The 19,802-nt window shown below is 68.4% G+C and carries 16 protein-coding genes; 12 read left to right on the top strand and 4 right to left on the bottom strand.

All coding sequences use genetic code 11. The features are described from left to right. Window positions 1-25: 25 nt before the first annotated feature. On the bottom strand, window positions 26-718 hold the full coding sequence (locus tag AAEX57_RS05590) for a potassium channel family protein (RefSeq protein WP_342091488.1): 693 nt from the start codon (window positions 716-718) through the stop codon (window positions 26-28). A gap of 42 nt (window positions 719-760) precedes the next feature. Further along, window positions 761-1,408, bottom strand: coding sequence for a potassium channel family protein (locus AAEX57_RS05585; protein ID WP_342091576.1), 648 nt, complete (start codon window positions 1,406-1,408; stop codon window positions 761-763). Window positions 1,409-1,509: 101 nt separating this feature from the next. Between AAEX57_RS05585 and AAEX57_RS05580 the strand changes: the two genes are divergently transcribed. The 8 genes from AAEX57_RS05580 to dxs all read left to right on the top strand — a co-directional run bounded on the left by AAEX57_RS05580 (window position 1,510) and on the right by dxs (window position 13,910). Further along, window positions 1,510-3,513 carry an APC family permease gene (locus tag AAEX57_RS05580; RefSeq protein ID WP_342091489.1) on the top strand — a complete coding sequence of 668 codons (2,004 nt, stop codon included), beginning with the start codon at window positions 1,510-1,512 and terminating at the stop codon, window positions 3,511-3,513. Beyond that, window positions 3,510-4,691 carry a class I SAM-dependent RNA methyltransferase gene (locus AAEX57_RS05575; protein ID WP_342091490.1) on the top strand — a complete coding sequence of 394 codons (1,182 nt, stop codon included), beginning with the start codon at window positions 3,510-3,512 and terminating at the stop codon, window positions 4,689-4,691. The genes AAEX57_RS05580 and AAEX57_RS05575 overlap by 4 nt, the downstream gene beginning before the upstream one ends. A gap of 190 nt (window positions 4,692-4,881) precedes the next feature. Then, window positions 4,882-7,038: an ATP-binding protein gene (locus AAEX57_RS05570; RefSeq protein WP_342091491.1), complete on the top strand. Its 2,157-nt coding sequence runs from the start codon at window positions 4,882-4,884 to the stop codon at window positions 7,036-7,038. 19 nt (window positions 7,039-7,057) lie between these two features. After that, on the top strand, window positions 7,058-7,258 hold the full coding sequence (locus AAEX57_RS05565; protein ID WP_342091492.1) for a DUF6767 domain-containing protein: 201 nt from the start codon (window positions 7,058-7,060) through the stop codon (window positions 7,256-7,258). Window positions 7,259-7,492: 234 nt separating this feature from the next. After that, window positions 7,493-10,165, top strand: a complete 2,673-nt coding sequence (gene acnA, locus AAEX57_RS05560; RefSeq protein ID WP_342091493.1) for an aconitate hydratase AcnA — start codon at window positions 7,493-7,495, stop codon at window positions 10,163-10,165. A gap of 179 nt (window positions 10,166-10,344) precedes the next feature. Beyond that, window positions 10,345-11,205 (top strand): hypothetical protein, encoded by an 861-nt coding sequence (locus AAEX57_RS05555; RefSeq protein WP_342091494.1) that lies wholly within the window; start codon window positions 10,345-10,347, stop codon window positions 11,203-11,205. A 208-nt stretch (window positions 11,206-11,413) separates the two neighbouring features. After that, complete coding sequence (locus AAEX57_RS05550; RefSeq protein ID WP_342091495.1) at window positions 11,414-11,923, top strand: hypothetical protein; 510 nt, start codon at window positions 11,414-11,416, stop codon at window positions 11,921-11,923. A gap of 52 nt (window positions 11,924-11,975) precedes the next feature. Further along, the gene (gene dxs / locus AAEX57_RS05545; protein WP_342091496.1) at window positions 11,976-13,910 is read left to right on the top strand and encodes a 1-deoxy-D-xylulose-5-phosphate synthase; all 1,935 of its coding nucleotides are present in this window, start codon (window positions 11,976-11,978) and stop codon (window positions 13,908-13,910) included. Window positions 13,911-13,999: 89 nt separating this feature from the next. Here the strand turns inward: dxs and AAEX57_RS05540 are convergent, their stop codons facing one another. Both AAEX57_RS05540 and AAEX57_RS05535 read right to left on the bottom strand, forming a co-directional pair. Further along, a complete protein-coding gene (locus AAEX57_RS05540; RefSeq protein WP_342091497.1) occupies window positions 14,000-15,325 on the bottom strand; it encodes an HRDC domain-containing protein in 1,326 nt (441 codons plus the stop codon). Then, window positions 15,322-15,915 (bottom strand): DUF3000 domain-containing protein, encoded by a 594-nt coding sequence (locus tag AAEX57_RS05535; protein WP_342091498.1) that lies wholly within the window; start codon window positions 15,913-15,915, stop codon window positions 15,322-15,324. The genes AAEX57_RS05540 and AAEX57_RS05535 overlap by 4 nt, the downstream gene beginning before the upstream one ends. A gap of 139 nt (window positions 15,916-16,054) precedes the next feature. On the opposite strand from AAEX57_RS05535, the gene hemE reads away from it, so the two are divergent. The 4 genes from hemE to AAEX57_RS05515 all read left to right on the top strand — a co-directional run bounded on the left by hemE (window position 16,055) and on the right by AAEX57_RS05515 (window position 19,712). Continuing rightward, window positions 16,055-17,092, top strand: coding sequence for a uroporphyrinogen decarboxylase (hemE, locus tag AAEX57_RS05530; protein WP_446721107.1), 1,038 nt, complete (start codon window positions 16,055-16,057; stop codon window positions 17,090-17,092). Window positions 17,093-17,160: 68 nt separating this feature from the next. Then, window positions 17,161-17,874, top strand: a complete 714-nt coding sequence (gene hemQ, locus AAEX57_RS05525) for a hydrogen peroxide-dependent heme synthase (protein ID WP_342091500.1) — start codon at window positions 17,161-17,163, stop codon at window positions 17,872-17,874. Window positions 17,875-17,887: 13 nt separating this feature from the next. Continuing rightward, window positions 17,888-18,658 carry an ABC transporter permease gene (locus tag AAEX57_RS05520; protein ID WP_342091501.1) on the top strand — a complete coding sequence of 257 codons (771 nt, stop codon included), beginning with the start codon at window positions 17,888-17,890 and terminating at the stop codon, window positions 18,656-18,658. A gap of 19 nt (window positions 18,659-18,677) precedes the next feature. After that, window positions 18,678-19,712, top strand: a complete 1,035-nt coding sequence (locus AAEX57_RS05515; RefSeq protein ID WP_342091502.1) for an ABC transporter substrate-binding protein — start codon at window positions 18,678-18,680, stop codon at window positions 19,710-19,712. Window positions 19,713-19,802: the final 90 nt, after the last annotated feature.

Below are 19,802 nucleotides of genomic sequence, written 5' to 3'. Positions count from 1 at the left end.
CGTAGCGGGTTGGTGGGCGACGGATTCAGGAGCTGACGGAATCGTCGGCGACATGGCGGTCGCGGGGGGCCAGCAGCTGGGAGAGCTCCAGTTCGTGGTCGGTGGAGACGACGAAGAGCAGTTCGTCGCCACCCTCCAGCGCGCCGTCGGGGTGCGGGGCCATCGCCCGGCCGTCGCGGATGATCGCCACCAGGATCGCGTCGCCGGGGAAGGTGATGGTGCGCAGGGTCTCGCCCACCCGGGGGCTTTCGAGGGGCAGGGTCATCTCCACCAGGTTGGTGTTGCCCTTCTGGAAGGTGAAGATCCGCACCAGGTCGCCGACGCTGACCGCCTCCTCCACCAGGGCGGACATCAGCCGCGGGGTGGAGACGGCGACGTCGACGCCCCAGACCTCGTCGAACATCCACTCGTTGCCGGGGTGGTTGACCCGGCCGACGGTGCGCGGCACCCCGAACTCGGTCTTGGCCAGCAGCGAGTGCACCAGATTGGCCTTGTCATCACCGGTGGCGGCGATGCAGACATCGCAGGTGTCCAGCCGAGCCTCCTGCAGCGTGTCCAGCTCGCAGGCGTCGGCCAACAGCCACTCCGCCTGCGGCACCGAATCGGTCTTGATTGCCTTCGGGTCGCGGTCGATCAGCAGCACCTGGTGGCCGTTGACGATCAGTTCCCGGGCGATGGAGCGGCCCACATTGCCGGCTCCGGCGATCACGATGCGCATGGCTTCTCCTCAGTCCTCATCGGCCATTGTTCTGCGGGCCATTCAGTGCTTGACGGGCGGTTCGCCCAGGATCTGTTCGATCTCGTCGGTGCGCTCCAGCTCGATGGCGGCGTAGAGCAGGTCACCGTCCTGCAGGATCGTCTCCGGGGTGGGCACCATGCCGGTGCCGTAGCGCATGATGAAGGGCAGGGGAGTGCGCACCGCGTCGGTGATGGCTCCGACGGTGCTGCCGATCCACTCCTCGTGGGTGTGCACCTGCACCAGCCGGGCATTGCCCGACGGATCCCGCCAAACCGGCTCCGAACCCTCGGGCAGCAGGCCGCGCAGCACCTGGTTGGCGGCCCAGCGCACGGTGGCCACGGTGGGGATGCCGAGCCGTTCGTAGACCTCGGCGCGGCCTTGGTCGTAGATCCGGGCGACCACATTGTGCACGCCGAACTCCTCGCGCACCACGCGGGCCGCCAGGATGTTGGAGTTGTCACCGCTGGAGACGGCAGCAAAACCGTCGGCCTCCCGGATCCCGGCCTTCTCCAGCACGGCGCGGTCGAAGCCCACGCCCTTGATGGTGGTGCCCTTGAACTCCGGGCCCAGCCGCCGGAAGGATTCGGCATTGACGTCGATCACCGAGACGGTGTGCCCGCGCTTCTCCAGGCTGCGCGCCAGGCTCGACCCGACGCGGCCACAACCCATGATGACGATGTGCACGCTGACCTCCGTTGTGTGCTTCGACGACGCATGAACGCTACCGCACCGAATCGGAGACCATTGCTCGGTGGGTCTAGAGTCATGCCGTGAGTCCAACGCATGCGATCAAGCGACTTCTGGTGGGCCGGAAGCTGGCCAGTACCCAGTTGGGGGAGACCCTGCTCCCCAAGCGGATTGCGTTACCCGTCTTCGCCAGTGACGCGTTGAGTTCGGTGGCCTACGCCCCCGACGAGATCCTGCTCACCCTCAGCCTGGCCGGGATGGCCGGCTTCGCCTTCAGCTGGCAGGTGGGTCTGCTGGTCGCTCTGGTGATGGCCGTCGTCGTGCTCTCCTACCGGCAGACCGTGCACGCCTACCCCTCCGGCGGCGGCGACTATGAGGTGGCGACGGTCAACATCGGCCCCAATGCCGGCTTGACCGTGGCGAGCGCCCTGCTGGTGGACTACGTGCTCACCGTCGCCGTCTCCGTCTCCTCCGGCGTGCAGAATGCCGAAGCGATGCTGCCCTGGCTGGCGGGCCGAGAGGGCATCGTCGCTGCCGGGGTGATCGTGGTGCTGATGGCCCTGAACCTGCGCGGCGTGCGCGAATCGGGCACCATCTTCGCCATTCCCACCTACCTGTTCATGGCGGGAATCCTGGGGATGACAGCATGGGGATTCGCCCGGATCCACCTGTTGGGCGACGATCTGCGCGCCGAGACCGCCGACTGGACGGTGGCCAGCACCAGCGAGTACACCAACTTCACCGGAGTGCTGATGATCGCGCTGCTGGCCCGGGCCTTCAGCTCCGGTTGCGCCGCCCTGACCGGCGTCGAGGCGATCAGCAATGGCGTCCCCGCCTTCAAGAAGCCCAAGAGCAGGAATGCCGCCACCACGCTGGCGCTGCTGGGCACCATAGCCATCACCATGCTGCTGGGCATCATCTGGCTGGCAAATCGCACCGGAGTGAAGCTGATCGACCCCAAGGGAGGCTCCTACTATGTGACCGCCTCGGGCGAGCGGGTGACGGGTGAGGGCACCACGGTGGTCGGTCAGCTGGCCCGGGTGGTCTTCCTCGACAGCTTCCAGCCGGCCTTCTACTTCATCGTCACCGTGACCATGGTGATCCTCTTCCTGGCCGCCAACACCGCCTTCAACGGCTTCCCGACGCTGGGCTCCATCCTGGCCCGCGACGGCTACCTGCCGCGCCAGCTGCACACCCGCGGCGACCGGTTGGCCTATTCCAACGGCATCATGTCCCTGGCGCTGGCCGCGATCGCCCTGGTGCTGATCTTCAATGGTTCCGTCACGGCGCTGATCCAGCTCTACGTGGTGGGCGTGTTCGTCAGCTTCACCGTCAGCCAGTTCGGCATGCTGCGGCACTGGACCCGCCACCTGAAGACCGAGACCGATCCCGACGAACGCCGTCACATGCAGCGTTCCCGGATGATCAATGCGATCGGGCTGACCCTGACCGGCGTCGTCCTGGTGGTGGTGCTGCTCAGCAAGTTCCTGCACGGCGCCTACCTGGCGATCATCGCGATGATCGTGGTCTTCACCATGATGAAGGCCATTCGTCGGCACTACACCACGGTGGCCAAGGAGGTGGCGCTGGCCGGGGCCAGCGACCGTGCCCTGCCCAGTCGGGTGCGGGCCGTGGTCTTCGTCGGCGACGTGAACAAGCCGATGATGCGCGCCCTGAGTTTCGCCAAGGCCACCCGACCATCGCACCTGGACGCGGTGTCGGTCAGCGTCGACGACGAGGAGTCGCAGGAGTTGGTACAGGCCTGGGAGAGGGAGAACATCGACGTGCCGCTGAAGGTGATCGCCTCGCCCTTCCGCGAGGTCACGGGCCCCTTCATCGACCATGTGAAGCGGCTGCGCAGCGACAACCCGCGCGACGTGGTCTGCGTCTACATCCCGGAGGTGGTGGTCGGCCACTGGTGGGAGCAGTTGCTGCACAACCAGACCGCACTGGTGGTCCGCACCCGGCTGCACTTCATGCCCGGCGTGATGGTGACCAGCGTGCCCTACCAGCTGCGGTCCTCCGCGGACGCCGACGAGAAGTATGTGCACGATGATCCGACGGCTTGGCGGATGGTGGGCAAATGAGCACGGGCAATGAGCCAGAGGAGACGCCGATCGGCCCCATGCAGGTGGGGTCGGTTGCACACGGCGGGCACTGCGTGGCCCGCTTCGAAGGCCGGGTGATCTTCGTCCGACATGCGCTGCCGGGGGAGAGCGTGATGGTGCGGGTCACCGATGCCTCGCACAAGAACTTCTGGCGCGGCGACGCGGTGGAGATCCTGCAGGCCTCCCCGGAGCGGACGGAACCGCCCTGCCCGGTGGCGGTGCCCGCTGGGTGTGGGGGCTGTGACTTCCAGCACGTCACGGCGACGGGCCAGCGTCGACTGAAGGGCGGCGTGATCCGGGAGCAGCTGGCCCATCTGGCGGGGATCGTCTGGGAGGGCGAGGTGGAGGCCGTCGGGCCGCTGACCGGCTGGCGTACCCGCACCCGCTTCCTGGTCGATCGGCAGGGCAGCGCGCCGAAGGTGGGGATGCGCGCCCACCGGTCGCACGCGCTGATCCCGCTCCCCGCTCGGGGCTGCCTGATCGCCGACGAGAAGACGCCGTCGCCGGCCGAACTGGATCGGATCGCTGCCCAGACCGGAGCCGAGGAGATCCGGGTGGTGGTTCCCGTCGACGGTGAGCCGCGGGTCATCACCAGCCGGGAACAGGGCGCCGAGCTGGTGGTGGAGCACTGCGCAAGCCGCGACCACCTGGTGCGCGCCGATGGCTTCTGGCAGGTGCATCCCCAGGCGGCGTCGACGCTGACCGAGGCGGTGCTGCAGCTCTTGCAGCCGGCCCGGGGGGAGAGCGCGCTGGATCTCTACTGCGGCGTCGGACTCTTCGCGGGGGCACTGTCCGACCAGGGGTGCACGGTGGTGGGTGTGGAGCAGGTGTCCCGGTCCGTCCAGCTGGCCCGACGCAATGTGCCCAAGGGCCGCTTCATCGCGGCGCCCTTGGCCAGGGCACTGCGCCAGCTGCCGCCCCGGGTGGACCTGATCGTGCTGGATCCGCCGCGGACCGGAGCGGGTGCCCAGGTGGTCACCCATCTGGCGGGGCTCGGTGCCAGGGCCATCGCCTACGTCGCCTGTGATCCGGCTGCCCTGGCACGAGATCTGAAGACCTTTGCCCAGCAGGGCTACCGGGCCGAGCTGATCCGGGCCTTCGACCTCTTCCCGATGACCCACCACGTCGAGTGCGTGGCGCTGTTGGTGCGGGACTGAGCTGGGTGGAGCCCGAGATGGCCGACGAGACGGGCGGGGCGGTGGTCAACCAGCCGTCGCGCGGTGCAGGATGAACCTTGACGAGCCCCGCCTTCGGTCCGCTCGCCGGAGGTTCCAGGGAGGGGCGAGCAGGCAGGGAACCGAGAGCGCCCAGAACGCCCCCGCCGAGTACGCCACCGGCGCCATCCGGATGGTTGCCCTCGCAGTGGTCGGCGTGGTCTGCCTGGTGACCATTCCGTCGGTGGTGATGACCGTCAACGGGTCACGTCTGGGCGTGGTTGGCGCCGTCCTGGCGATCTCCCACCAGGTGGTGACCGCGGTGGGCATCGTCCGGGTTGCGTCCAGCCGGCGGCTGTTCTGGTGTGCCGGCGCGATGCTGGCCGCTTCCTTTGCACTGTTGATGACGCACTGGAACCTCAATCCGGGCACCGCGCCCTGGGCGCCGGGTTTCCTGGCCTTCGGCTGGGTGGCGTGGGCCACCTGGGTGCTGCACCTGCGCTCCCAGATCGGCCTGATGCTGGGCTTCTTCGCCGCCCTGGCCCTGCTCGATGCCGCGCTGGTCGGTCTGGCCCGGCAACCGGGGCACGAGTTGCTGGTCTCACTGTGGTATCTGGTGCCCCCACTGGTGATGGCGCTGTTCGGTCTCGCGCTGCGGCTGGTCTCCCACCAGGTGGAACAGGAGATGATGCGACGCCGCGCGATCCTGGAATCCACCGCCTGGCAGCGACGCGAGCTGTTCGCCCGGTCGGAGGCGGCGCGGCTCCTGCACGACCACATCCTGCACGCCTTGCATGCGGTGGCCCGCATCGGTGGTGAGATCACCCCGCAGATGGCGTCGGACGAGTGCGCGTCGGCGCTGCGAGAGCTGGAGCATCCCCGCTCGACGGACCCGACCCAATCACTGCGCGAGCGACTGTCGGCTGATCCCTTGGTCGACATCCTGGATCCCATCATCACGGGGGACACGGGCCAGCTCCCGACCGATGTCACCGAGGCAATGGCGGGTGCGGTCCATGCCGCTCTGGCCAATGTCCGCGAACATGCCCAAGCATCCCGGGTGAGCATCACCCTGGAGTCCCAGCCACGCCCGCGGGTTGAGGTGAGCGATGACGGACTGGGATTCGTCCCGGACCGACTGCCCCGGCAGGGGCTTGGGCTGCGGCACTCGATCGTGGCGCGGATGGAGGACGTCGGGGGAGCCGCCAAGGTGACCAGCGCGCCCCGCCGGGGGACGACGGTCACCCTGACCTGGCCACGGGAGGACGGCGCGCCGGATCCGTTGTGGGTGGGTTCCACCAAGCGGCAGGTCCGTCGCCTGCTGACCCTGACCGCGCTGCCGGGTCTCGCCGTCACCGTGGTGGCCGCGGTCCTGATGGCGATCGCCCATGGCGCATGGCTGGTGGCGCTGTGTTCCCTGGTGCCGGTGGCGGTCGGACTGGTCCATTGCCGCACCCTCTTCCATCGGCCGGGGACGTGCGCCGAAGAGGTCGTGTTGCTGGTGACCGGCCTGGCGAGCTGGTGGGGTCTGCTCGCGCTGGCGCCCACCACGTCCCCGGGCAAGGCGGTCCACGGGCTGTGGTTCCTGTGGGCCTGCTCGGCGCTGATGCACCTGGCCGTCTTGCAGCAGCCGGTCAGGCGGGCCCTGCTGACGGTGCTGGGTTGGGTGGCTCTGGCGGGTCTGGGACTGGCCCTGTCCCGGTCCGCCTGGACCCTCGTGCAGGCCTGGCCGGTGGTCCTGGTGCCACTGGGCGAGGGCCTGGCCACCATCGCCGTCCAGGCCCGGGTGCGACTGCTGGAGCGGCTGCAGCTCGACGAACGCCGGCTGACGACCGAGTCCCAGCAGGAGGTGGCGGCCCGCCGGCGTGACTTGCAGCTCAAGGACTACTGGTCGCAGCAGGTGACCGGGGAGGCAATGCCGCTGATCCGGACGATCGCCGACGGGCTGGAGATCACGCCCGAGCGGATCCGGCATGCCGAGCTGCTCGAGGCCACCCTGCGCGACGAGCTGCTGCTGGGGCCCGAACAGACCACCATGCTGCAGGTGCTGAACACCCTGCGGCGCAAGGGCTGGCACGCCAACACCCCGTCGGTCACGCCCGACGAGCGGGTCTTCCTGGATGCGGTTGCCTACTGGCTGACTCGGATCGGTGAACCGGTGCGGCACCGGCAGGAGGTGAAGGTCAGCATCTCCCGGGGGATGGCGACGCTGGTGGTACTGGAACCCGCAGCGGAGCAGTTGGCCCTGTGGGGGCAGACGGCGGGCCAGTTGGGGGCCCAGCTGGATTCCGGGCCGGGTTTTGCCCGGCTGCGTGCTCCGCTGCCGGACCGGCCGTCGGGCCGGTATTGACGAGTGGGATGATTGGCGGGTGCCCAAGACCAGCGCCAAGTGTCCCATTCGCCCGGGGGATCCGTGCAGCCTGTGCCAGCCCGGCGCCGACGGCCCGCACAACTGCGGTCTGGTCTACCTGGTGATGGACGACCCGCAGTTGCGCGAACAATGGAACGCCAATCGGCTGGAGCTGCGCGCGAGGGCGGCCCGCACGGCCTTTGCCGCGTCCGCGCAGTAACTCCGCTGCGGGTCGGCCGCCGGACGGGAAATGCCTAGTCGCCGCCCAAGTCGACGAGATTTAGAGCATTATTTCCGCACGTTATTAGGCGGTCCGTTGGCTGGCAGCAAGGGGTCTGCTGTAGCAGACTGTGAGAGGAATTCCCGTTCGCCCGGGCACGTCCCGATGAACGTGATATCTTGATATCAAGAGACTTTGGCGCAGGCGCCAAGGCAGCCCGATCAGGAGTGATGCATGAGCGTCAACAGTTTTGGGGCCAAGAGCACCCTTGAGGTGAACGGCCAGTCCTACGAGATCTTCCGGCTCGACGCGGTTGAGGGCCACGAGAAGCTTCCCTACAGCCTCAAGGTGCTCCTTGAGAACCTGCTGCGCACCGAGGATGGTGCCAACATCACCGCTGAGGACATCAAGGCCCTCGCGGCCGGCGCTCCCACCGGTGAGCCCGACCAGGAGATCCAGTTCACCCCCGCCCGCGTGATCATGCAGGACTTCACCGGCGTCGCCTGCGTGGTTGACCTGGCCACCATGCGTCAGGCCGTCGCGGATCTGGGTGGCGACGCCGCCAAGGTGAACCCGCTGGCCCCGGCCGAGCTGGTCATCGACCACTCCGTGATCGCCGAGTACTTCGGCACCGCCGATGCCCTGCAGCTGAACACCGACGTCGAGTACCAGCGCAACCTGGAGCGTTACAAGCTGCTGCGTTGGGCGCAGGGCGCCTTCGACGAGTTCAAGGTCGTGCCCCCGGGCACCGGCATCGTCCACCAGGTCAACATCGAGAACCTGGCCCGGGTGATCTTCCCGCGCACCGTCGACGGCGTGCTGCAGGCCTACCCCGACAGCTGCGTCGGCACCGACTCGCACACCACCATGGTCAACGGCCTGGGCGTCGTGGGCTGGGGCGTCGGCGGCATCGAGGCCGAGGCTGCCATGCTCGGCCAGCCGATCAGCATGCTGATCCCCAAGGTCGTCGGCTTCAAGCTCTCCGGCAAGCTCAACGAGGGCGTCACCGCCACCGACATGGTGCTGACCATCACCGAGATGCTGCGTGAGCACAAGGTCGTCGGCAAGTTCGTCGAGTTCTACGGCCCCGGCGTCTCCGAGGTTCCGCTGGCCAACCGCGCCACGATCGGCAACATGAGCCCCGAGTACGGCTCCACCATCGCCATCTGGCCGATCGACGACAAGACCACCGACTACCTGCGTCTGACCGGCCGCGAGGAAGACCAGATCGCTCTGGTCGAGGCCTACGCCAAGGAGCAGGGCCTGTGGCACGACGCCGCCAACGAGCCGGTCTACTCCGAGTACATCGAGCTGGACCTGTCGACGGTCGTCCCGTCGATCGCCGGCCCGAAGCGCCCGCAGGACCGGATCGTGCTGGCCGAGTCCAAGCCCTCCTTCGCCGAATCGGTCAAGGCCTACACCGACGACCCGGCCAAGACCGTCTCGGTCACCCTGGCCGACGGCCGCAGCTTCGAGCTGGCCAACGGCGCCGTGACCGTCGCCTCCATCACCTCCTGCACCAACACCTCCAACCCGAGCGTGATGATCGGTGCGGCGCTGGTGGCCAAGAAGGCGATCGAGAAGGGCATGCAGCCCAAGCCGTGGGTCAAGACCACCGTCGCCCCCGGCTCCCAGGTCGTCACCGACTACTACGAGAAGTCCGGTCTGCAGAAGTACCTGGACGAGCTGCAGTTCAACACCGTCGGCTACGGCTGCGTCACCTGCATCGGCAACACCGGCCCGCTGATCCCCGAGGTCTCCAAGGCGATCAATGACAATGACCTGGCCGTCACCGCCGTTCTGTCGGGCAACCGCAACTTCGAGGGCCGGATCAGCCCCGACGTGAAGATGAACTACCTGGCCAGCCCGCCGCTGGTGATTGTCTACGCCCTGGCCGGCACCATGGACATCGACCTGGACAAGGATCCGATCGGCCAGGACTCCGATGGCAATGACGTCTTCATGAAGGATGTCTGGCCCACCCAGGCGGAGATCGACGAGGTGATCGGCAGCTCGATCAGCGCCGAGATGTACTCCAACCGTTACGCCGACGTCTTCGCCGGCGACGAGCGTTGGCAGAACCTGGAGACCCCGGACGGCAACCTGTTCGCCTGGGACGATGCCTCCACCTACATCCGTCGCGCCCCCTACTTCGACGGCATGCCGGCCGAGCCGACCGCCGTCGAGGACGTCACGGGTGCCAAGGTGCTGCTGAAGCTGGGCGATTCGGTCACTACCGACCACATCTCCCCGGCCGGCTCCATCAAGTCGGATTCCCCGGCGGGCAAGTACCTCACCGAGCGTGGCGTCGAGCGCGCCGACTACAACTCGCTGGGTAGCCGTCGTGGCAACCACGAGGTGATGATCCGCGGCACCTTCGCCAACATCCGGCTGCGCAACCAGATCGCGCCCGGCACCGAGGGTGGCTTCACCCGTGACTTCACCCAGCCCGACGGCCCGGTGACCACGGTCTACGACGCCGCCGAGGCCTACGCCAAGGCCGGCACCCCGCTGGTCGTCCTGGCCGGCAAGGAGTACGGCTCTGGTTCGTCGCGTGACTGGGCAGCCAAGGGCACCACGCTGCTGGGCGTCAAGGTGGTCATCGCCGAGAGCTACGAGCGGATCCACCGCTCCAACCTGATCGGCATGGGCGTCATCCCGCTGCAGTACCCGGAGGGCCAGAATGCCGAGTCGCTCGGCCTGGACGGCACCGAGACCTTCGATGTCTCCGGTGTCACCGAGCTGAACGAGGGCGTGACCCCCAAGACCCTGCACGTCGTCGCCACCAAGACCGACGGCAGCACGGTGGAGTTCGACGCCGTCCTGCGAATCGACACCCCCGGAGAGCGGGCGTACTACCTCAACGGCGGCATCCTGCAGTACGTGCTGCGCCAGTTGATGAAGTGATCTGCTGATCCCAGTCGATCGGCTGAGGGCCGCATTCCCCACCGGGAGTGCGGCCCTCTGGTGTGTCCGTCCGATTTCGCGGTGGACGAACGTGTACCGGTGCTGGCTCCGCGTGAACCCCATCCCCGCTACGGTCACTGGCAGAGTTTTCCACTGGCCCGTCGATCAGGAGGCCCCGCATGACCACCTCTCGCAGCACCACCATCCTCGCCCTGTCCACCGTCGCCCTGCTGTCGCTGAGCGCCTGCGGTGGCGACAAGAAGGAATCCGCCGCACCGGCATCCAGCAGCTCGACGGTGGCCGTCCCCGGCTCCGACGCCAGCTCTGCCGGGGCCACGGACCAGGCCAGCACCGAGGCCTCCGGTCAGTCATCCGATGCGGCCAGCGCCGATGCCAGTGCAGCTGCCAGCGAGGGGGGTGCGGCCTCAGGCGATGGCAAGAGCTACACCGACGCCCAGCTGCAGGCCATGCTGAAGGGCGTCAAGGTGAATGGGGTGGCGCTGCAGCCCGCTCCGGCCCAGCTCACCGCGCAGATCAAGAAGGTCAATGCCGCGGACATGATGGCGCAGAGCATGAAGACGGCAACGGTGACGCCGGATGCCTGCAAGACTGCCACCCTGGCCAATGCGAAGCTGATGCCCGCCTCCACGCCGCTGGCAGTCTCCGGGGCCAAGAGCCTGCCGCTGGTGATCGTGCGCACCCTGCCGAGCGGGGAGGACGCCAAGAAGCTGGTGGAGGCCGCGAACACCACCGCGGATGCCTGCAAGAACTTCTCGATGACGATGAGCCAGAGTGGTCAGAAGGTGACGGTCAAGGGCACCACCCAGACCATGGCACTGGATTCGGCCAGCTCGCAGACCGAATCCGGGCAGAAGACCAGCGTGAGCGTCGCCGGCCAGAGCCAGGTGACCACCAGTGCGCTGGGCCATGTGGACAATGTCTTCATCCAGATCACCGACATGAGTGGCGGGAAGATCACCCAGAGCCAGTTGAACACCGTGCTGGAGGACGTGGCCAAGGCGGTTGCCGCCAAGAAGTAGTTCCCTGACGAGGCGTTCGGCGCCCGTCCCGGTCTCCGGGGCGGGCGCTGTTGCACGTTCGGGGGACGCAGGAGTCCCTCGTCGAACAGGTTTGCGAAAAAATGTCAGAGGCGACTGGCAGTGTTCGAGGCGGTGGGGGAGGGCCACGGGCATTGCACCGGGCAACACCCCACACCTATCATCGAACACATATTCGAAGGAGTGCGACATGTCGGTGGCCTTCAGGCAGTACCAGGACCGTCCGCCGCGCGAGCAGGCCAGCGGTCGGCCGGGCCCGCAGGAATTCCACTCCGGCGGTTCACTGCGGATCGTGCCCGATTCGGGCGAGCGCCGAGCCGGGGCGGCCCCGGAGCGTATCTATGTGCCGCCGGGCTGGCCCACCGAGGTGTTGCCGCCGGGCGCCCCGGACTGGGAGGCCAGCGCCATCGGCTGGCTGTTGGACCAGTGCCCGGCCGACTACCGCGGCTACCCGGTGCTGCGGCGCCACCCCGTCGTGCTGGCCCGCTTTGCCGCGGAATTCGTGGAGGGGCAGATCCGCTCGTCGCGGCAGGCCCTGGCGACAACCCGGCCGAGCCTGGGGGAGTACGTCGACCATGCGGTGCTGGACCAGGCCGCGGAGGCGATCCAGACCGAGGGGGCACGGCTGGTACGAGTACGGCGAGCCGTGATGCTGGTGGAGGAGGCACTACGGGGGCGAATCTTCCTGCGCAAACTCTGACTTCCAGCCGGTTGAGGCCGTGAACTTGGCCAACGGCCCTAGGATGTTTCTCATGGCTTTGTTGGAACAAATCACCCGGCCCAGCGATCTCAGGGCACTCACCCGTGAACAGCTCGACGAGCTCGCGCGTGAGATCCGCGCCTTCCTGGTGACCAATGTGAGTCGTACCGGCGGGCATCTGGGGCCAAACCTGGGCGTCGTGGAGCTGACCATCGCGATGCACCGGGTTTTCGACTCGCCGCACGATCCGCTGATCTTCGACACGGGCCACCAGAGCTATGTGCACAAGATCCTCACCGGCCGGGCGGGGGACTTCGATGGCCTGCGTCAGAAGGGTGGGCTGTCCGGCTACCCGTCGCGGGAGGAGAGCGAGCACGACTGGGTGGAGAATTCGCACGCCTCCACCTCGCTCAGCTGGGGCGAGGGGCTGGCCAAGGCCTTCCGGCTGCGCGGTGAGGATCGCACGGTGGTGGTGCTGGTGGGTGACGGTGCCCTGACCGGCGGCATGTGCTGGGAGGCGTTGAACAGCATCGCCGTGCAGGACGACCTGAAGCTGGTGGTGGTGGTCAACGACAACGGCCGTTCCTACACCCCGACGGTGGGCGGCCTGGCCACCCACCTGGCCGGGATGCGCACCGATCGTCGCTATGAGCAGGCCCTGGGCGTGGCCAAGCGCAGCATCAACAAGACTCCCGTGGTGGGCAAGCCCGCCTATGACCTGCTGCACGGCATGAAGACCGGGCTGAAGGATGTGCTGGCGCCGCAGGGCATGTTCAGCGACCTGGGGATCAAGTACCTGGGCCCGATCGACGGCCACGACGAGGATGCGGTGGAGCGTGCCCTGGAGCAGGCCAAGGGCTTCGGGGGCCCGGTGCTGGTGCACACCATCACCCAGAAAGGCCGGGGCTTCAAGTTCGCCGAGGACAATGAGGAGGATCGCTTCCACGCCGTCGGCAAGATCAACGAGCTGACCGGGGAGCCGCTGTCCGCCAGCGTCCAGGCCACCTGGACCGATGCCTTCAGCGACCACATGGTGAAGCTGGGCGACAAGCACCCCGAGCTGGTGGCGATCACCGCGGCCATGCTGCACCCGGTGGGGCTGGCTCGGTTCAGCCAGGTCTTCCCGGATCGGGTCTTCGACGTCGGCATCGCCGAGCAGCACGCCATCACCTCCGCCGCAGGCCTGGCCGCGGGTGGTCTGCACCCGGTGGTTGCCGTCTACTCCACCTTCCTGAACCGCGGCTTCGACCAGATGCTGATGGACGTGGCACTGCACAAGCAGGGCGTCACCTTCTGCCTGGATCGGGCGGGCGTCACCGGCACCGACGGGGCCAGCCACAACGGCATGTGGGATGTCTCGATCTGCGGGCTGGTGCCCGGGCTGCGACTGGCCTCGCCCCGTGACCGGCAGCGGATGGAGGAGGCACTGGAGACCGCGATCGGGGTGGACGACGCCCCCACCGTGGTGCGCTGGTCCAAGGAGCGCCTGCCCGACCCGATCCCCGCGATCCGTTCCCTGGATGGGATGGACCTGCTGCGGATCAGTGAGGACAGCCAGGTGCTGGTGGTGGGTCATGGCCAGTTCATGGGCCTGGCGCTGGACGTCGCCGAGCGCTTGGGCCGGCAGGGGGTGCGTGCCAGCGTGATCGACCCGGTGTGGTCGCTGCCCGTCAACCCGTCGCTGGTGGATCTGGCCGCGCAGCACCGACTGGTCGTCAACATCGAGGACTCGATGGTGGTGGGTGGCACCGGCAGCCACCTCTCCGAAGAGATGCACCGGATGCGGGTGCAGACCCCGCTGATGTGCTTCGGCATCCCGCAGGAATTCCTGCCCCACGCCAGCCGCAACGAGGTGCTGGCCGACCACGGACTGACCGGGCAGGACATCGCCCGCGAGGTGCTGGGCTGCTACCTGGCCGGCAGCAGCGACGTGAGCCTCTCCGGCGACGCCACCCGAGCCGTGCCCAATTTCGAGCAACCCCGCTAGTCAGGCGCCCGCAGCACCCCTCGACGGGCTCGGGGACCGTGGTGACGTCCCCGCGCAACGACACCAAGGTGGCCGAGCCTGTCGAGGCCTCAGGCCGGTTCGGGGAAGAGTCGGCAGAGCACCGGAACCAGGAATTCCCGCTGCCAGGGACGGGCTCCCAGCTCGGTCAGGGCCGCGTCGACGGCCTGGGGGGTGAGCGGCGACGGCGGCTCGAAGGTGATCCGACGCAGGGTGTCGGGGCTGACCAGGTTCTCCGGCGGCAGCCCCAGGGTCACGGCCAGCTGCTGGGTGGCCGGACGCACCCGGTTCCAGCGGGCGTAGGCCTCGGGAAAGCGCCGGTCCCAGCTACGCGGCGGGGGAGGCCCGTCCGGAGCCACCCGCAGGCTGGGCAACTGCTTGGGCCCCAGCTGCGCCACCCGCTCCAACGCGATCAGCCAGTTGTTCTCGTACTGCCGGGCGGCGCGGCGCTTGAAGCCGTTGACCCGGCGCAGCTCGTCCTTGCTGGGCACATGCGCCGGCTTGGTGCTGGCGGCCAGGGCGGCCAGCTCGCAGATCGCGGCATCCTGCACCAGGCGGCCCGGTGCCTTGTCCAACTTGGCGGCAAGCTCGTCGCGCACCGTCCACAGTTCCCGCACCACGGCCAGTCCCAGCGCCGAACGCACCTGGTGCATGCCATTGGTGCGGCGCCAGCGATCCCCCCGCACGCGAGGCTCGTCGGTGCAGCGCTCCACCAGCCAGGCAAATTCCTGACGGGCCCATTCGTGCTTGCCAGCCCGCTGCAATTCCTCGGCCATCCGGTCACGCAGCTCCACCAGCAGTTCCACGTCGAGCGCGGCATAGTTGATCCACTCGTCGGGCAACGGGCGACGCGACCAGTCCGCCGCGGAATGCTCCTTGAGCAGCCGCAGCCCGAAGAACTGCTCGATCATCGCCCCCAGCCCCACCTTGGGCAGCCCTAGCAGGCGACCGGCCAGCTCGGTGTCGAATATGGTGCGCGGCACCAGGCCCGCCTCCACCAGACAGGGCAGGTCCTGGGTGGCGGCGTGGATGATCCACTCCGCGTCGGCCACTGCCTCGCCCAGCGCGGAGAGATCCGCGGTGCCGTCGTCACCCTCGAAGGCGGTGGGATCGACGATGTGGGTTCCGGCGCCGGCCCGGCGGAACTGGAAGAGATAGGACTTGTTGGAATAGCGGAAGCCCTGGGCCCGCTCCGCGTCCACGGCCAGGGGGCCGGTGCCGGCGGCGAGCGCAGCAATGCTGGCGGCCAGGGCGGCTGGGGTGTCCACCACGATGGGCAGCCCATCGGCCGGCTCGTCGAGCACGGGCAACTCGGCCGCAGGCTCGACGGACTCCTCGACGGGATCGGGAATCACGGATTCAGCAGTGAGGGTGGCGTCGGGGTGGGGCGTGGTCATCGAGTCCTTCCGGTGCGGGAGCCCAGCAGCACAATGCCTGCCGGCAGCGCGGGCAGGCCCGCGGTGGTGCACAACAAATCCTGCCACGCCGCCAGATGTGGGGTGATGCCATGCTGGTGGTCGATCAGCGGGGTCCAGGAGGCGCGGATCTCCACCTCGGCACGATCCGGGGTGTCCCGCATCTCACCGAAGCAGCGGCTGGAAACGGCGGTGACCGTGCCAGAGGCGGCGGCATAGGGTGCGCCGTGGGCCTCCAAGGCATCGGTCAGCCAGGACCAGCCCACCTCGGCCAGCAGGGGATCGGTGACCATCGAGAAGTCCACCTCGGCCCGGGCGAAGGTGACGCAGCGGTGGATGCCCTCCCAGGCCTCGACCCCTTGTGGGTCGTGCAGCAGCACCAACCTGCCATTGCCCAGCTCGGCACCATCGCTGACCACGTCGGCGGCGATCGCGGCGGAATAGGGGGCGATGCGTTGCGGGGAGGGGATGGACTCCACCTCCACCTCCTGTCGCCAGGGATATGAGGCCATCTCCTGGGTGAGCGCGGCAAAATCCAGCGCGTCGGCGTCGGGCGGAAGCTGGGCACTCACAGCGTTGACCCTATGCACATGGACGACGCCTCCGGCCGAGACTCGCCGGAGCAGCCCGCGCCCAATGTGCTGCCCCGCTCACCGCGATGTGTCTGTACCGGGCGACTGTGGTTGAATCCGGAAGGTGACCGACTCTGCCATGCCCGTCCTTGTCGCCGCCGCCCGCCGCCAGCAGGGAACCCAGCTGCCCGTCTGGTTCATGCGCCAGGCCGGCCGATCCCTGCCCGAGTACCGCGAGCTGCGGGTGGGCACCCGGATGCTCGACGCCTGTGCCGACCCGGAGATGATCCACGAGATCACCCTGCAGCCGGTGCGCCGGCACGCGGTGGACGCGGCAATCTTCTTCTCCGACATCGTGCTGCCGCTCAAGGCGATCGGGGTCGACCTGGACATCGTGGCGGGAACCGGACCGGTCATCGCCCACCCGGTGCGCACCCGGGCCGATCTGGACCAGCTGGTGCCGCTGGAGGCGGGGCACGTCGGATTCGTCACCCAGGCCATCCACAGCATCGTCGACGAGCTCGGCGCCACCCCGCTGATCGGCTTCGCCGGCGCCCCCTTCACCTTGGCCAGCTACCTGGTGGAGGGCGGCCCCAGCAAGGACCACGCCCTGACCAAGTCGATGATGGCCGGTGACCTCGAACTGTGGGACGAGCTCTGCCGGCGGCTCGGGCAGATCTCCGGCGCCTTCCTCCAGGTGCAGATCGACGCTGGCGCCCGTGCGGTGCAACTCTTCGACTCCTGGGCGGGGGCCCTCTCCGAGCGCGACTACCGGGAGCGGGTGCTGCCGCACAGCCGCGGGGTCCTGCAGTCACTGACCGGCGACGTGCCCACCATCCACTTCGGCGTCGGTACTGCCGAGCTGCTGGGCGCCATGAGCGAGGCCGGCAGCGACGTGGTCGGTGTCGACTGGCGCACCCCGTTGGACGTCGCCAGTACCCGGATCGGCTCTGCCAAGGCCGTCCAGGGCAATCTTGACCCGGCCCTGCTGCTGGCCCCATGGGAGGTGCTGGCCGAGCGGGTCCGCGAGGTGATCCGGGCCGGCGCCAAGGCACCGGGCCACATCTTCAACCTGGGCCACGGTGTGCCGCCCACGACCGACCCGGCGGTACTCACCCGGATCGTCGAACTCATCCACACCGAGGGCCCCGGGCTGCGCGCCGACGCCGGTTGCTGAGCCCGGCCCACCGACCGCCACAGACCTCCGTCAAGACAAGACAAGCCGCACGAGACAAGGACATCGATATGGCACGCCTGGACGTCGACAAGATCAACTCCGAACTGAACTACACCATGTGGTCGGTCTTCGCCCGCACCACCCCGGTGCGCCCCGAGGCAGTCGACGAGGCGCTGGCGGCGATCGAGCAGGCCGGAGCCGGCCAGGGCCTGGTGATCCGCGGCTTCTATGACGTCGCCGGCTTCCGCGCCGACGCCGACCTGATGGTCTGGTGGCATGCCCCCAGCTTCGAGACCCTGCAGGACGCCTACCACGCGCTGCGCGCCACGGAGCTGGGTGAGACCCTCATTCCCGTCTGGTCGCAGATGGCGCTGCATCGCCAGGCCGAGTTCAACCGGGCCCACATCCCCTCCTTCCTCTCCGGTGAGGCTCCCAAGAAGACCGTGGTGGTCTACCCCTTCGTGCGCAGCATCGACTGGTACCTGCTGCCCGAGGAGGAGCGCAAGACCATGCTGCGTGAGCACGGCCGGATGGCCGCCCCCTACCCGGGCGTGCGGGCCAACACCGTCTCCTCCTTCGCGCTGGGTGACTACGAGTGGATCCTGGCTTTCGAGAGCGACGCCCTGCACGAGACCGTCGACCTGATGCGGGATCTACGCGCCGCCGAGGCCCGCCGCCACATGAAGGAGGAGCAGCCCTTCTACACCGGTCGTCGACGTGAACTGGCCGAGATCGTGGCCAGCTGGGGCACCCCCCGCGAGGATGCCTGCGGTTGCTGCTGAAGCGTTGACTCGCGTGAGCGACCGGACCCGGGCCGTGGTGGCGCCGTTGGCGCTGGCGGTCGTCCTGATCGGGCTGTGGCAGGTGGTGGTGCTGGCCGCCCAGTGGCCGGCTTTCGTGCTGCCCAGCCCGTCAGCCGTCGTCCATCGTCTGGGGCAGGACCTGACCGTCCCGGCCACCTGGGGCTACCTCGGCACCACCCTGGCCGAGGCCCTGGGCGGGTGCCTGATCGGTGCGCTGGCGGGCCTGCCACTGGCAGTCGCCATCCACGAGTCGACGTGGTTCTCCGCAGCCGCCAACCCCTTCCTGGGCGCCACCCAGGCCATCCCGGCGATCGCCCTGGCGCCGCTGCTGGTGCTCTGGGTGGGCTATGGCCTGCTGGGGGTGATGGTGCTGTGCGCGTTGATGGTCTTCTTCCCGATCCTGGTGACCAGTCTGGTGGGGTTGCGGCATGTGGATCCCGACGTGGTGGACGCCGCCCGGATGGATGGCGCCGGCCGGTTGGCGCACCTGTGGTGGATCGAACTGCCGCTCGCCCTCCCCAGCGCCCTGGCCGGTCTGCGCAATGGTTTCACCCTGAGCATCACCGGCGCGGTGGTGGGTGAGATGGTGATGGGTGGTGAGGGGCTCGGCCAGGTGCTCACCGTGCAGCGTGACCAGGTGGACACCGCGGGAATGTTCTCCACCATCATCCTGTTGTGCACCGTCGCCTCCCTGATCTACACGGCGATCCGCACCCTGGAGCGCCGCTCCAAGCTCGTCGGCGCCCAGCTCCGCGACGCCTGACCTTGCGAAAGGAATCCCGATGGACACCCTGCTGACCCGACGCCTGATGCTCGGTCTGGGAGCCGGCGGCCTGCTGGCCGCCGCCGGCTGCAACGGGACGGCGGTGCAGCAGGCCCAGCAGCCCGCCCCGGATACCGGCGGCAGCGCTGCGCTGAAGGCGACCATTGGCCTGACCTACATCCCCAACATCCAGTTCGCCCCCTTCTACTGGGCCACCGACAAGGGCTTGTTCACCCAGCAGGGCGCAGCGGTGACGCTGCGGCACCACGGCGCCAGTGAAGGGCTGTTCACCGCGCTCGGTGCCGGGCAGGAAGAGTTCGTGATCGCGGGTGGCGATGAGGTGCTGCAGGCCAATGCGGAGGGAATGCAGCTGGTCACCGTCGCCGGCTACTACCAGCGCTACCCGGTGGTGCTGATCGTGCCGGAGAAGTCCGCCATCAAGACTCTGACCGATCTGTCCGGTCGCACCATCGGCATTCCGGGGGAGTACGGCGAATCCTGGTTCGGGCTGCAATTGGCGCTGCACAATGCCAGGCTCACCCGCAAACAGGTGACCATCACCTCGATCGGCTACACCCAACAGGCGGCGCTGGCCACCGGCAAGGTGGACGCGATCGTCGGTTTCAGCAACAACGACGTGGTGCAGTTTGCCCAGTCCGGCGTCGCGGTGCGACAGATCCCGTTGGGCGATGACATTCCCCTGGTCAGCAGCAGCATCGTCACGAGCCGGGACGTGCTGGAATCCTCCCCGGAGCTGGTGAAGGCGGTCTGCCGGGCCGTCGTCGGGGGAGTGCAGGGTGTGGTGGCCAATCCCGATGACGCGATCACCACCAGCGCCCCGCACATCCCTGGTCTGTCCGCCCCGGCGGCGCAGCGCAATGCCAAGGCGACGCTGGCCGCAACCCTGCCGCTGTGGCGCGGCGACCAGCAGGTGCCCGAGCTGACCCTGGACCCGGAGCGTTTCATCGCAATGGAGAAGTTCATGCGGACCGCGGGGATCATCACCAAGCCGGTCGATCCGGCCAAGGCCGTCGACGCGTCGGTGCTGGGCTGATCCGTCGCGGGCTGGTCCCACACCGGCCCTGACCTTGACGGTGCACGTGCAACCGCCCCGCGCACGTGTTGCGGCGCGTGCCCGGGGCAG

The organism is Luteococcus sp. H91 (assembly GCF_038433135.1).
Lineage (GTDB): Bacteria > Actinomycetota > Actinomycetes > Propionibacteriales > Propionibacteriaceae > Luteococcus.
The sequence above is the reverse complement of the archived record's forward strand: the minus strand, read 5'-3'. Positions and strand labels throughout refer to the sequence as shown.

Bases quoted from the DNA above. Each gene is read 5' to 3' on its own strand.
- dxs (WP_342091496.1), top strand. From the start codon at position 11,976: ATGGCTTTGTTGGAACAAATCACCCGGCCCAGCGATCTCAGGGCACTC.
- acnA (WP_342091493.1), top strand. From the start codon at position 7,493: ATGAGCGTCAACAGTTTTGGGGCCAAGAGCACCCTTGAGGTGAACGGC.
- AAEX57_RS05585 (WP_342091576.1), bottom strand. From the start codon at position 1,408: ATGGGTTGTGGCCGCGTCGGGTCGAGCCTGGCGCGCAGCCTGGAGAAG.
- AAEX57_RS05570 (WP_342091491.1), top strand. From the start codon at position 4,882: ATGGTTGCCCTCGCAGTGGTCGGCGTGGTCTGCCTGGTGACCATTCCG.
- AAEX57_RS05550 (WP_342091495.1), top strand. From the start codon at position 11,414: ATGTCGGTGGCCTTCAGGCAGTACCAGGACCGTCCGCCGCGCGAGCAG.
- AAEX57_RS05590 (WP_342091488.1), bottom strand. From the start codon at position 718: ATGCGCATCGTGATCGCCGGAGCCGGCAATGTGGGCCGCTCCATCGCC.
- AAEX57_RS05555 (WP_342091494.1), top strand. From the start codon at position 10,345: ATGACCACCTCTCGCAGCACCACCATCCTCGCCCTGTCCACCGTCGCC.
- hemQ (WP_342091500.1), top strand. From the start codon at position 17,161: ATGGCACGCCTGGACGTCGACAAGATCAACTCCGAACTGAACTACACC.
- hemE (WP_446721107.1), top strand. From the start codon at position 16,055: ATGCCCGTCCTTGTCGCCGCCGCCCGCCGCCAGCAGGGAACCCAGCTG.
- AAEX57_RS05540 (WP_342091497.1), bottom strand. From the start codon at position 15,325: ATGACCACGCCCCACCCCGACGCCACCCTCACTGCTGAATCCGTGATT.
- AAEX57_RS05575 (WP_342091490.1), top strand. From the start codon at position 3,510: ATGAGCACGGGCAATGAGCCAGAGGAGACGCCGATCGGCCCCATGCAG.
- AAEX57_RS05515 (WP_342091502.1), top strand. From the start codon at position 18,678: ATGGACACCCTGCTGACCCGACGCCTGATGCTCGGTCTGGGAGCCGGC.